Source organism: Agreia sp. PsM10 (genome assembly GCF_030433855.1).
GTDB lineage: Bacteria > Actinomycetota > Actinomycetes > Actinomycetales > Microbacteriaceae > Agreia.
Genome location: NZ_JARUXC010000005.1, coordinates 201,466 through 214,153, shown reverse-complemented (window position 1 = coordinate 214,153; position 12,688 = coordinate 201,466). Strand labels below are relative to the sequence as shown.

At 67.4% G+C, this 12,688-nt stretch carries 13 protein-coding genes; 12 read left to right on the top strand and 1 reads right to left on the bottom strand.

Features of this window, described 5'->3' with window-relative positions; translation table 11 throughout:
- Positions 1–2 precede the first annotated feature (2 nt).
- The 10 genes from tsf (at position 3) to QCD70_RS08525 (ending at position 8,662) form a co-directional block, all read left to right on the top strand.
- The gene (gene tsf, locus QCD70_RS08570) at positions 3–830 is read left to right on the top strand and encodes a translation elongation factor Ts (protein WP_055931570.1); all 828 of its coding nucleotides are present in this window, start codon (positions 3–5) and stop codon (positions 828–830) included.
- Between the two features lie 117 nt (positions 831–947).
- Positions 948–2,219, top strand: a complete 1,272-nt coding sequence (locus QCD70_RS08565) for an LCP family protein (protein ID WP_301215082.1) — start codon at positions 948–950, stop codon at positions 2,217–2,219.
- A gap of 51 nt (positions 2,220–2,270) precedes the next feature.
- Positions 2,271–2,996 carry a UMP kinase gene (gene pyrH / locus QCD70_RS08560; protein ID WP_055931576.1) on the top strand — a complete coding sequence of 242 codons (726 nt, stop codon included), beginning with the start codon at positions 2,271–2,273 and terminating at the stop codon, positions 2,994–2,996.
- A gap of 49 nt (positions 2,997–3,045) precedes the next feature.
- Positions 3,046–3,600 (top strand): ribosome recycling factor, encoded by a 555-nt coding sequence (frr, locus tag QCD70_RS08555; protein ID WP_301215078.1) that lies wholly within the window; start codon positions 3,046–3,048, stop codon positions 3,598–3,600.
- A gap of 10 nt (positions 3,601–3,610) precedes the next feature.
- Entirely contained in the window at positions 3,611–4,570 is a 960-nt protein-coding gene (locus tag QCD70_RS08550) for a phosphatidate cytidylyltransferase (protein ID WP_301215077.1), read from the top strand.
- A gap of 34 nt (positions 4,571–4,604) precedes the next feature.
- Positions 4,605–5,159, top strand: coding sequence for a DivIVA domain-containing protein (locus QCD70_RS08545; protein ID WP_301215075.1), 555 nt, complete (start codon positions 4,605–4,607; stop codon positions 5,157–5,159).
- 107 nt (positions 5,160–5,266) lie between these two features.
- Entirely contained in the window at positions 5,267–5,980 is a 714-nt protein-coding gene (locus QCD70_RS08540) for a lytic transglycosylase domain-containing protein (RefSeq protein ID WP_301215073.1), read from the top strand.
- Between the two features lie 45 nt (positions 5,981–6,025).
- A complete protein-coding gene (locus tag QCD70_RS08535) occupies positions 6,026–7,627 on the top strand; it encodes a cation:proton antiporter (RefSeq protein ID WP_301215071.1) in 1,602 nt (533 codons plus the stop codon).
- 14 nt (positions 7,628–7,641) lie between these two features.
- Positions 7,642–7,941: a hypothetical protein gene (locus tag QCD70_RS08530; RefSeq protein WP_301215069.1), complete on the top strand. Its 300-nt coding sequence runs from the start codon at positions 7,642–7,644 to the stop codon at positions 7,939–7,941.
- Between the two features lie 10 nt (positions 7,942–7,951).
- Positions 7,952–8,662, top strand: coding sequence for an alpha/beta hydrolase (locus tag QCD70_RS08525; protein ID WP_301215295.1), 711 nt, complete (start codon positions 7,952–7,954; stop codon positions 8,660–8,662).
- Between the two features lie 10 nt (positions 8,663–8,672).
- Here QCD70_RS08525 and QCD70_RS08520 read toward each other — a convergent pair whose 3' ends face one another.
- A complete protein-coding gene (locus QCD70_RS08520) occupies positions 8,673–9,725 on the bottom strand; it encodes an AI-2E family transporter (RefSeq protein ID WP_301215067.1) in 1,053 nt (350 codons plus the stop codon).
- Between the two features lie 163 nt (positions 9,726–9,888).
- On the opposite strand from QCD70_RS08520, the gene QCD70_RS08515 reads away from it, so the two are divergent.
- Positions 9,889–11,727 (top strand): hypothetical protein, encoded by a 1,839-nt coding sequence (locus tag QCD70_RS08515; RefSeq protein WP_301215065.1) that lies wholly within the window; start codon positions 9,889–9,891, stop codon positions 11,725–11,727.
- Complete coding sequence (locus tag QCD70_RS08510; protein WP_301215063.1) at positions 11,724–12,686, top strand: tetratricopeptide repeat protein; 963 nt, start codon at positions 11,724–11,726, stop codon at positions 12,684–12,686. Before QCD70_RS08515 ends, QCD70_RS08510 begins: the two co-directional genes overlap by 4 nt.
- The last annotated feature ends 2 nt before the right edge of the window (positions 12,687–12,688 follow it).

Below are 12,688 nucleotides of genomic sequence, written 5' to 3'. Positions count from 1 at the left end.
CCATGGCAGATTTCAGCCTGGCCGACCTCAAGACCCTGCGCGAGCGCCTCGGCACCGGCATGGTCGACAGCAAGAACGCGCTCGTCGAAGCCGGCGGCGACCTCGAGAAGGCGACGGAGATCCTGCGCCTCAAGGGTGCCAAGTCGAACGCGAAGCGCGCCGACCGTTCCACCAGTGAGGGCCTCGTCGCCGCCAAGGAGAGCGGCAACACCGCGACCCTGATCGAGCTCGCAAGCGAGACCGACTTCGTCGCGAAGAACGATAAGTTCGTCGCCCTCGCCGACGCCGTGCTCGACGCGGCCGTCGCAGCCGGCGCCACCTCGGTCGAGGAGGCCCTCGCGGCCCCCGCGGCCGGTGGCACCGTCGCCGACCTGATCAGCAACGAGGCGGCGATCCTGGGCGAGAAGCTCGAGCTGCGTCGTCTCGCGGTCGTCACCGGCGACGCGTTCGCCATCTACCTGCACAAGACCTCCAAAGACCTGCCCCCGCAGGTCGGTGTGGTCGTGGGCTACACGGGTGCCGACGCAGACACGGCCCGCTCGATCGCTCAGCACATCTCGTTCGCCAACCCCGAGTTCCTCGCCCGCGAGGACGTGCCGGCAGAGGCCGTCGAGAACGAGCGACGCATCGTCGAGGAGATCTCGCGCGGCGAGGGCAAGCCCGAGGCCGCCCTGCCCAAGATCATCGAGGGTCGCCTCGGTGCCTACTACAAGCAGGTCGCCCTGCTCGAGCAGGACTACGCGAAAGACAACAAGCAGCAGGTCAAGAAGGTGCTCGCCGACGCCGGCATCACCGTCTCCGGCTTCGCACGCTTCAAGGTCGGCGCGTAACTCCCCGATCGACAGCATCACGCCGAAGGCCCATTCCGTTCGCGGGATGGGCCTTCGGCCGTTAAGTATGATCGACTGAGACCGCGCCCGCCCGGCGGCCGAAGAGTTCCGGAGGACATGCCTGTGAAGACGAGCCCGCAGCCCACCAGGCACGCCCGCAATCCGAACGCTCGGGCATGGTCGCGAGTGCTGTCGCTCGTCGGCATCGTCGCCGCCGTCGCCCTGGTCAGCACCGTGAGCATTGCCGCCGTCGGCGCATGGACCTTCACCTCGAAGGTGGAGGAGAACGCGGTCGACATCCACCCGGAGCAGGGCGAGGAGCAGGCCCCTCCGGCGATCGGCGCCCTCGAGGGCGGCTTCAACGTGCTCGTGGTCGCCGCCGACAACGACGCGAACCAGTCCCAGGATCTGTACGGAGAGCGTGACGGAGCCACGCTCAACGACGTGAACATGCTGCTGCACGTGTCGCAGGACCACAAGACCGCGGTCGCCGTGAGCTTCCCGCGAGACCTGATCATCGCGCATCCGGAGTGCGAGAAGGGCGACGCCATGAGCGCCGCGCCCATCAACGAGGCCTGGGGCAGAGGCGGCCTGCCGTGTGTCGTGGCGACTGTCAGCGAACTCACGGGCCTCGACATCCAATACGCCGTGTCGATGACGTTCGACGCCGTGATCGCGCTCACCGATGCGATCGGCGGCGTTCCGATCTGCCTCACCGGGCGGGTGACGGACGACAACGTCGTCTACCCCGACGAGAACGGCGTGCTGCAGCACCTCGACATGCCGGCCGGCATCACCGAGGTCAAGGGCGGTCTCGCGGCCGGCTTCCTGCGATCGAGGCACGGTGTGGGCGACGGGGGCGACCTCAGCCGCATCTCCTCGCAGCAGCAGTACCTGTCGTCGCTGGTGCGCAAGATGAAGAGCAACGACACGCTGGGCGACTTCGGCAAGCTCTACTCGCTGGCCAACGTCGTCGCCGATCCGCAGTACTTCACGCTCTCGACGTCGCTCACGAAAGTCGACACCATGGTCTCCATGGCGCAGGCGCTGCGCACGATCGACCTCAACAACATCACCTTCGTGCAGTACCCGGGAACGACCAACGATCCGGACTATCCGGGCAAGGTGGTTCCGACGGTGGATGCAGCGGACCAGCTCTTCGCTCTCATCGCGGCCGATCAGCCGTTCACTCTGGGCGCCGACTCGCAGCCCGTCGGCAGCACGACCGAACCGACGGCACCGACCGACCCGACCGTTCCCGAGGCTCCGGCCGACCCGTCGGTTCCCGCCGAACCGGCGGCACCGGATGCCGGGGCTGCCCCGGTGCTCGACGGAGTCACCGGGTCGACGGCTCAGCAGGAGACGTGCGCGGTACCGTTCGAGGACTAGCTTCGGCAGCCCCCTAAAATTGGGAGGACGAGATCGAAGGGATCCACACACATGACTTCACCAGAACCCCGACGCCGAGTACTCCTGAAACTGTCTGGTGAGGCGTTCGGAGCCGGCTCACTCGGGGTCAACCCCGACGTGGTCAGCGAGCTGGCCCGCGAGATCGCGGCGGCGGCGAAGCAGGTGGAGATCGCGATCGTCGTCGGAGGAGGCAACTTCTTCCGCGGAGCCGAGCTCTCGCAGCGCGGAATGGATCGAGGACGTGCCGACTACATGGGCATGCTCGGAACCGTCATGAACGCCCTCGCGCTGCAGGACTTCCTCGAGCAGGCCGGGGCCGCCACGCGCGTGCAGTCGGCCATCTCGATGACCCAGGTCGCCGAGCCGTACATTCCCCGCCGGGCCGAGCGCCACCTCGAGAAGGGTCGCGTCGTCATCTTCGGCGCTGGAGCCGGTCTTCCCTACTTCTCGACCGACACCGTCGCGGCGCAGCGCGCGCTCGAGATCGGGGCGAACGTCGTGCTCGTGGCGAAGAACGGAGTCGACGGCGTGTACGACTCCGACCCCCGCTCGAACCCCGACGCCAAGAAGATCGACAGGCTCACCTACCTCGACGCCCTGCAGCGCGAGCTCAAGGTCGTCGACTCGACCGCCTTCAGCCTCTGCATGGACAACGGAATGCCGATGATGGTCTTCGGCATGGAGCCCCAGGGCAACGTCACGAAGGCCATCCTGGGTGAGCGCATCGGCACCCTGGTCAGCACGTCGCACGATTGACCCGGGCCCGTCGCCCTAAACTACTCAAGAACCAAAAGAAGGAGTTGCCGTGATCGCGGATGTACTGGCCGGCGCAACAGAGCGCATGAAGAAGGCCGTCGACAACACGAAGGAAGACTTCTCGAGCATTCGCACCGGGCGCGCGAACCCGGGCCTCTTCCAGAAGATCCTGGTCGACTACTACGGCACCCCGACGCCGCTCAGCCAGCTCGCGGGCCTGCAGAACCCCGAGGCTCGCACCATGCTCATCACGCCCTACGACAAGGGCGCCCTGCGCGACATCGAGCAGGCCATCCGCGACACCCCGAACCTCGGAGCGAACCCGTCGAACGACGGCAACGTCATCCGCGTGACTCTTCCCGAGCTCACCGAGGAGCGTCGCAAGGAGTACGTGAAGATCGTGCGCACGAAGGCGGAAGACGGCAAGGTCTCGCTTCGCAACATCCGTCGCAAGGCGAAGGACGAGCTCGACGCCCTCAAGAGCGAGGTCGGAGACGACGAGGTGAGCCGCGCCGAGAAAGAGCTGGAGCAGCTCACCAAGTCGCACGTCGACGGCATCGACGACGCCCTGAAGCGCAAGGAAGTCGAACTCCTCGAGATCTAGGCCCACACCTATGACGAACGATCCCGACACACCCGCGTCCGAGGCCGATCCGGCGCGCCGTCATCCAGGCATGACGCGCGCCGAGTTCGAGGCCAAGGTGCGCGAGCGTCGAGACCAGTTCGACCGGGCCAACGACAAGATCACCGCCCGTTCGGGTCGCAACCTCGTGAGTGCGATCGGCATCGGTCTGGCGCTCGGTCTCGTGATGGTGTTCAGCCTGGTGTTCATCAAGGACATCTTCGTGGTGTTCGCCACGGTGCTCCTGGCGTTCACCACCTTCGAGCTCGCGACGGCGCTGCGCCACGCGGGTCGCGACGTGCCCCGCATCCCCAGCGTGCTGGCGACCGTCGTCGTCGTGCCCGTGTCGTTCTATTTCGGCGCGGAGTGGCAGTGGATCTGCACGATCGGCGGAGTGCTGCTCGTCGTACTGTGGAGGCTCGCCGAGCTGTCGATCCCTCGCCACCGGGCGTCGATGCGCAGTGTCGCGCTCGACATGTCGGGCGGGGTGTTCATCCAGGTCTACGTCACCTTCCTCGGAAGCATCGCGGCTCTCCTGCTGCGCAACGACAACGGCCAATGGTGGGTCATGTCGTTCCTCATCGTGGTGGTGTCGGTCGACGTGGGCGCCTACGCGACGGGGCTGAATTTCGGCAAACACCCGATGGCCCCCACCATCAGCCCCAAGAAGACCTGGGAGGGATTCGCGGGCTCGTGGATCTTCGGCATGGCATCGAGCGTGCTGCTCTCGATCTTCCTGCTCGACATGCCCTGGTGGTTCGGACTGATCCTCGGAACCGTCCTCGTTCTGAGCGCGACCGCCGGCGACCTCTCGGAATCGCTGCTCAAGCGCGACCTCGGCATCAAGGACATGAGTACCTGGCTGCCGGGCCACGGCGGATTCCTCGACCGGCTCGACTCGATCCTGCCGTCCGCCGCCGCGGCGTACGTGCTCTTCATCGTCTTCGCTTAGGCGTCGACCGACAAGTCTTGGCAGAATAGTCCCCGTGAGCCAAACCTTCCCCAGATCACGATCCTCGCGACCCGGTTACAAGGTCGACGAGGTCGAGAAGTTCCTGGCCGCCGCTCGCATCGCCTACAGCGCGGAACCCGGCGACACCGGCACGATCATCACGGCGGAGGCGATCCGGCACATGGCGTTCGGTCTCGAGAAGGGCGGTTACTCCACCCTCGCGGTCGACGCGGCGCTCGAGAGGCTGGAGGAGGCCTTCGCTGCGCGAGAGCGGGAGAAGGCATCGTCGTCGGTGGGCGACGAAGCCTGGTTCGCCGACGCGAGAGATCGGGCACGAGAGATTCTCGCCCGGCTCGAGCGACCCGCGAAGCACCGATTCCGAGGCAGCGGACCATTCAAGCTGGGGTACGACAAGCGCGATGTCGACGAGTTCGCCGAGCAGCTCATCTCCTATTTCAGGGAGGGCACGGCGGTGTCGGTCGACGATGTGCGGCAGGTCTCGTTCCGTTCCCGAACCGGCGGATACTCCGAGGCTCAGGTCGATCTCGTGCTCGACGCCGTTATCGACGTGATGCTGTCGGTGCGCTGAGATCTTCCCCTCCGCCTGCATTTCCGCCAGAAGTTCGCTAAAGTCGAGGAATCGTGGGTAGAAATTTCGAACGTGACGCAGCCGCGGGAGTCTCTCTCAAACCTCGCGTGAGTTCCGCTCCCGCCTCGTCGAGAAGCGCCGGGCCGATCCGAGTGCTCGATCCTGTAGCCCCGCGTCGGGCCAAGATCGTCTCGCGACCGGGGCGAGTCGCCCTGCAGCTGCTGGGCGTCGCGGCCGTCGGCGCATCCGTTCTCGTGAATGTCGTCGATCCGTATTCCGGTGTCGCCGCATCCGAATACTTCACCGTGGCACTCGAGCCCGGCTCCACCCTGCCCTCGCAGACCGTCACGTCCTCGAGCCAGGCGGCATCCATCGTTCGCGACGGCTTCACGGTCACAGAGCCGCCGAAGCCCACGCCGACTCCTACGCCCACTCCCACCGCCACAGAGTCGGCGAGCAGTGCGAGCAAGGAGAAGGAGTCCTCGGGAGGGTACGCGCCCCCCGCCGGCGCGCCCGATCCCGGCAGCGCGCAGGCCATTGCCGCCCAGATGGTCGCAGACCGCGGCTGGCCGGAAACCGAATACGACTGCCTCTACTCGCTGTGGTCGCGCGAATCCGGATGGCGCTACAACGCGTACAACGCCAGCAGTGGCGCCTACGGCATTCCCCAATCGCTTCCCGGCAGCAAGATGGCATCGGCCGGCGCCGACTGGGAGACGAACCCGGCCACGCAGATCATCTGGGGGCTCGGCTACATCACCGGCCGCTACGAGACGCCGTGCGGCGCCTGGGCGCACTCCGAGAGCGCGGGCTGGTACTAGCCGCCACGCATTGGGCGCGATGATCGCGCCCAATATGCTGGCCCCATGGGGTTGGCTCTGATCGCAGTTCTCGGCGTCGTCGTCATCGTGGCGGTGTCGCTCCTCGCGCCCAAGGTGAAGCTCGCCGCGCCGCTGATCCTCGCCGTCATCGGTATCGGTATCTCTCTCCTGCCGGGCATGCCGCCCGTGCATGTCGCGAGTGCGATCATCCTGTCCGGCGTACTGCCGCCGCTGCTCTACGCCTCATCGATCAGTCTGCCGCTCGTCGACCTGCGGTCGAACGTCGGCAGCATCTCGGCCCTCGCCGTCGTGCTCGTCGTCGCCAGCGCGTTCGGCACGGGCTTCCTGCTCTACACGCTCTTCCCCGATCTCGACCTCGCGGCGGCGATCGCCCTCGGCGCGGTCATCAGCCCGACGGATGCCGTGGCGGCCACTTCGATCGGAAAGAGGCTCGGGCTTCCCCCGCGACTGCTCGCCGTTCTCGAGGGAGAGAGTCTCGTCAACGACGCCTCTGCGCTCGTGCTGCTCCGAACCGCCATCGCGGCGACGGCGGGTGTGGTCAGCGCGTGGCAGGTGCTGGGCGACTTCGCGTACTCGGTGATTCTCGGCGTCGGCCTGGGTGTGGCGATCGGATACCTCACCGTGTTCGTGCGGGCGCGCGTCCCCGACCCCGTGCTCGCCACGGCGATCTCGTTCGTCGTGCCCTTCGCCGCGTACCTTCCCGCCGAGACGATCGGAGCATCCGGTGTTCTGAGCGTCGTGGCCGCAGGCCTCATCACGGGCCATCTGGGGGCGACCAGCTTCTCGGCCCCTGCACGACTGAGCGAACGCCTCAACTGGCGGACCTTCCAGTTCCTGCTCGAGAACGGCGTGTTCCTCCTGATGGGCCTGGAGCTCAAGACGATCGTGGAGGGAGTGCGCCACGATCGGCTCGACGTTCCCCAGGCGATCCTGTTCGGCCTCCTCGCCACGGCCGTGCTGATCGGCATCCGGTTCGCCGTGGTCGCGGTCATGACGGCGATCGGCCGCCTCCCGAGAAGGCGACCCGATCCCGAGGCCCTGGGAGGGCGGGAGGGCGTCGTGCTGTCGTGGAGCGGCATGCGCGGGGTCGTGACCGTGGCTGCCGCGCAATCGCTGCCGGAGAGCATCCCGTATCGGGAGCAGCTCGTGCTCATCGCGTACACGGTGGCGATCACCACTCTCGTTCTGCAGGGCGCGACACTGCCCGCCGTCATCCGGCTCACCGGGGTGCGGGGAACTCCGCGGGATCGCCAGCTCGAGGAGTTCGCCGAGCTCATCGACCACATCAGGCTGAAGGGCACGGAGCGCCTGGACGACCCCGGGTTCACGGTGGCGGGCGGGGGAGTGCCCGATCCGAGTGTGATCGATCGCGTGCGCCTCGAGGCCGCCCGGCGCAGCGAATACGCGTGGGAGCAGTACTCGGCGTCGGGCGGTGACACGCCCGCCGTGAACGAGCAGTACGCGCTCGTGAGGCGCGATGTTCTGCTGCACGAGCGGGCGGCCCTCGTCGCGGCGCGCAACAGGGGAAGCTATTCGTCGACCGCCCTCGCTCGGGCACAGGAGATGCTCGACCTCGAGGAGGCGAGCCTCGATCATTTCCGCGACGGCAGCGGCGCGGGCCACTGACCTAGGATTGATTCATGCCCCGCAGCAACCGACCTCGTCGCCGCGGGCCGGCAGACGACGAGCCGGAGCTCGACCTCGACCGCATCCTCACGGGTGGGCGCCGGGTGGAGCACCGCCGCAGCGGATCGTGGAACGTGCAGTCGGTCTCGCCGGCTCAGGCGGTCAAAGACTACATCTGCCCAGGATGCTCGTTGCCGGTCGTCGCAGGCACGGGCCACATCGTCGCGTGGCGCGCAGACGGCCTCATGGGGGAGGCGAGCGACCTCGCCGCCCGCCGTCACTGGCACAGTCACTGCTGGAAGATCGGAAACTGACGTGGGCACCATCGACATCCGGAGCACGACCGTGCTTCCCGCGATCCGCGAGGACATCGTGCTGCACACCGATGACGGGTTCGACCTCGTCGGAGAGCTCGCGCTTCCGGAATCCGGCGACCCCGTGGCGACACTGGTCACGCTTCATCCGCTGCCGCCGGGGGGCGGGTTCATGGATTCCCACATCCTGCGCAAGGCCGCCAATCGACTTCCTGCCCTCGCCGATCTGGCGGTGCTGCGCTTCAACACCCGGGGCACGTCGTCGCCGCGCGGCACGAGCGGGGGAGCCTACGACCACGGCGTGGCCGAGCGGTGGGACGTGAAGGCCGCGATGGCCTTCGTGACGGAGCGCGGGCTTCCTCATCCCTGGCTGGTCGGGTGGTCGTTCGGCACCGAGCTCGCACTCAAGTACGGCGTCGAGCACACGGTCGACGGCGTGATCCTGCTCTCGCCGCCGCTCCATCGCACCTCGGAGGAGGAGCTGTCGGCGTGGAACGATCTCGATGTTCCCGTGACCGCGCTCATTCCGGAGTTCGACGACTACCTGCGTCCCGCCGAGGCCGAGACCCGATTCGCGCCGATGCCGAAGATCGAACTCGTCACCGTCGAGGGAGGCAAGCACCTGTGGGTCGGCGAGTCTCAGACGCGGCGTGTCCTCAGCGAGATCGTCGCCAGGGTCAACCCCGCCGTGCTGCCGTTGCCCGACAGCTACGAAGCCTGAGCGGGGCCGTTCAGCGCTCGTTCTGAATGGGTATGACCACCTGTTTGATGATGAGCAGCAGTGATGCCGCGACGGGGATGGCGATGAGCGCCCCCAGGATCCCGAGCAGCGTGCCGCCGGCGAGGGCCGCGATGACCACGACAGCTCCGGGAACGGAGACGGCCCGGTTCATGATGTTCGGGCTCAGCAGGTAGGCCTCCACCTGCATGTAGATCAGGTAGTAGATCGCCGCGGCGATGAAGGTCGGCAGCGAGCCCAGCCCGGGGATGAGGCAGACCAGCGCGATGATGATCGACCCCGAGAGCGTTCCGACGAGCGGGATGAGGGAGAGCATGCCGGCGAGGAAGGCGAGCACGGCGGGGAACGGCGCCTGGATGATCGACAGGAAGATGTAGCTCAGGAGGAAGTTGATCGCCCCCAGTGACAGCTGGCCCACGACGTATCGACCGACTGCGTCGGTCACCTGCTCGCTGAGATCGGCGAAACGCGCTCGCCTCGACGCGGGCACGAGCCGGTAGAGCGAGCGCTTGATCGAATTGAGCGACGCCGTGAAGTACAGGGTGAGGATGAGCACGATGATCGTGCCGAACACGCCGTTGGCGATGCTGGCGCCGACCGCCAGCGCTCCGCTGGCGATGATCGAGTAGTTGCCGACGTCGGTGAGGTACTTGGTGACCTGGTCGATCACGGCCTGAACGTCGAAGCCGCCGAGCTGATTCGACAGATCGGCCACCCAGGTGCCCTGCTGCGCCCGGTCGACCAGCACGGGAACGATGTCGAACAGCTGGCCGAGCTGGTCGACGATGATCGGAACCACGGCGAAGACGAGTCCGGCGACGATACCCGCCACCGCGACGAAGACGACGATGATGGCGAGCCAGCGGGGGAGTCTTCTCTTCTCGAACCAGGAGACGACCGGGTCGAGGCCCAGGGCGATGAAGATCGCTGCACCGATGTAGGTGAGGATCGTGGCCAGCGACGCGATCGACGTGAGGATGAGGATGCCGACACCCACCCCCAGCGTGCCGACGAGCCCCAGGGTGAACGCGTTGTGGATCTTCACGGAACCTGCCTGCCCAGAGCTGTCGGATGTCGCCGGTGGAACTGCCCCGAATTCTATCGACTGCCCGGCACCGACGAATGCCGCCGCGCCCGCACTGGGCGTACCCTGAGTGCGGCGTCAGGGTTCATCGGCTATCTTTTAATGTCTTTGTCTGGAGTAATCTGTGCGCTTTGTATTCGCGATCATCGCCTTCGTCGTTGCGACGGCCCTCATCGGTGTCGGTGTTGCCCAACGCACCTTCCTCCTGCCCCCGGGGAGCGTGAGTGCGGCGAGTGCGGGTGCGACCGACGAGCCCTACGTGCTGCTCGACTCCGACACTCTTCGTGCGAACCCCGGCTCGCAGACCGTCTCGCTCTCCGGTGACTCCTCCGTCTTCATCGCCTACGGCCGCGACGCCGATGTCGAGGCCTGGCTCAACGGTTCCAGCTACGCCCAGCTCGAGGTCGACGCTGACTCCGGCGAACTGACGGAGGCGATCGTCGCCGCCGATCCGGCGGGAGCCGAGAACGTGGCGAGCGGCTCGGCCGATCCGGCAGGCAGTGACCTCTGGCTCGAGCAGTACACCGGCGACAAGTCACTGACGCGCACCATCAACGTTCCCGCCGGGTACTCCGCGATCATCGCCTCCAACGGCACCGATGCCGCACCGTCCGACATCACCGTGTCCTGGCCGATCGACAATTCCACTCCGTGGGCCGTTCCGCTTCTGCTGGCCGGCGCCTTCGTGCTCCTCATCGGTCTCGCCCTCCTTCTCTGGGGCCTGTGGCACATGCGCCGTCAGCAGGGCCCACGGCGCAAGCCGCCCACCGGAACGCCGCGCCGGCGCTTCTCTCCCGCCCGAACCAACGCGATCGAGTCCGGAATGTCGAAACGACGCAAAGCCATCACCCGGTCGATGACCGCGGTCGTGCCCGTGCTGCTCATCGCGGCCCTCGGGGCCGGAACGCCGCTGACGGCGTCGGCCAGCACGGTCACTCCCACGCCCCGTCCGACCCCCACGGTCGATTCGGATACGGATCCGACGAGCGAACCCTCGAACATGCAGACCGAGACGCCGACGCCCACACCCACGTCGACGGCGCCCGCCGCGGAGGCCGTCCTTCCGGCCGTCACCGAACAGCAGGTGAAGACCATCATCGAGCGGGTCATCGCGGTCGAGAGCGCGGCGAATGCCGCCTTCGACGGCACCGCCCTCGACGCGCGCTTCACGGGTCCCGCGCTCGAACTCCGCAAGGCCTCCTACGCCATCCACGCTGCACTGCCCGAGTACGTGCTTCCCACGGCCATCCCGTCGGGAGCGGCCTCGGTGGTGCTTCCGCAGGCGACCACGGTGTGGCCGAAGACGGTCTTCACCATCGTCGAGAACGAGGACAAGACCGTCGCCCCCCTGGCGGTCACCCTGGTGCAGGAGTCGGCACGGGCCAACTACAAGGTCGAATACGCGATCTCGCTCGAGCCCGACACGACCCTCCCGCCCGTCTCGGCGGCGAGCGTCGGCGCCTCGCGCCTCGCGCCGGACTCGAAGCTGCTGTCGATGACCCCCGACGCCGTCGAGGAGGCCTACGCCGATATCCTCGCGCAGGGCTCCGCGAGCCCGTCATACGACCTCATCGACACCGAGGGCGACACGCTGCTCACGAGCGTCGGCTCCGACTACAAGGCGGCCAAGAAGGCCAAGATCGAAGAGACCGGAACCGCCACGATCGAGTTCTCGAAGGTGCCGGCGATCTCCGATGGCATCGCGCTGGCGACGAACGACTCGGGCGCGATCCTCTCGTTCAACCTGAGGGAGTCCGAGGTCGTGAAACCCACGCAGACGGGCGCGACCATCACCCCCGAGGGCGCGGTCAAGGCGCTGTCGGGTCTCGATGCCACAGGCAAGGGCGTCGAGTCCACCTACGACTATCAGTTGCTGTTCTACATTCCGTCCGCGGGTGAGACGGGCAAGCCGACACTGCTCGGATTCACCCAGGGCCTCGTTCAAGCCAAGGAGCTTCCATGAGTTCAGTTCCCCCGTCCGCGGCCAGTCTGCGCGGCGCCGTCGACCTCTCCTCGCTCGTCAATCGCCCGGCACCGGGCGCACCGGCCCCGCAGGCCGCAGGCGCCCCCGCAGCGCCGGGTGCACCCGTCTCGCTGCCGAGCCTCGTCATCGAGGGCACCGACGCCGCCTTCAGCGCCTTCATCGAGCTGTCGAACACCGTTCCCGTGATCGTGGTCGTCGGCGCCTCGTACAACGAGCCGAGCACCCAGCTCGACACGATCCTGAGGGCGCTCACCGCCGAGTACGCGGGCCGGTTCGTGCTCGTCACGGTCGAGGCCGACGCCAACCCCCAGCTGTCGCAGGCCTTCCAGGCACAGACGCTGCCCACGGTCGCCGCCGTCGTCGGAGGCAGGCCGATCGGCCTCTTCGCGGGGGTGCACCCGGCCGATCAGGTGCGCGACGTCATCGAGCAGGTGCTCGAGCTCGCCGTGCAGCAGGGCGTCACGGGCGTCGCCGTCGCCGACGACGCATCCGACAGTGCCGCTGCGGAGCCCGTGGAGGCCCCGTTGCCGCCGCACCACGCCGAGGCCTACGACGCCATCGCGCGCGGAGACTTCGACGAAGCCATCCGCGAATACGAGACGGCCATCAAGCAGGACCCCCGCGACAGCCTGGCCGTCGCCGGACTCGCGCAGGTGAGCCTGCTGGCTCGCCTGAAGGACAAGACCCAGGCGGAGATCCGCAACGACGCGGCCGCGCGACCCGGCGAACTCGAGCCGCAGCTGCTCGTGGCCGACCTCGACCTGTCGGGTGGCCACGTGGAGGACGCGTTCGACCGGCTGCTCACCCTGTTCCCCACGCTCGACCAGACCGGCAAGAACACGGTTCGTGCACGCCTGATCGAGCTGTTCGAGGTCGTCGGGATCGACGACCCCCGCGTGGTGAAGGCCCGCGCCCGCCTCACGGGGCTGCTCTACTAGAT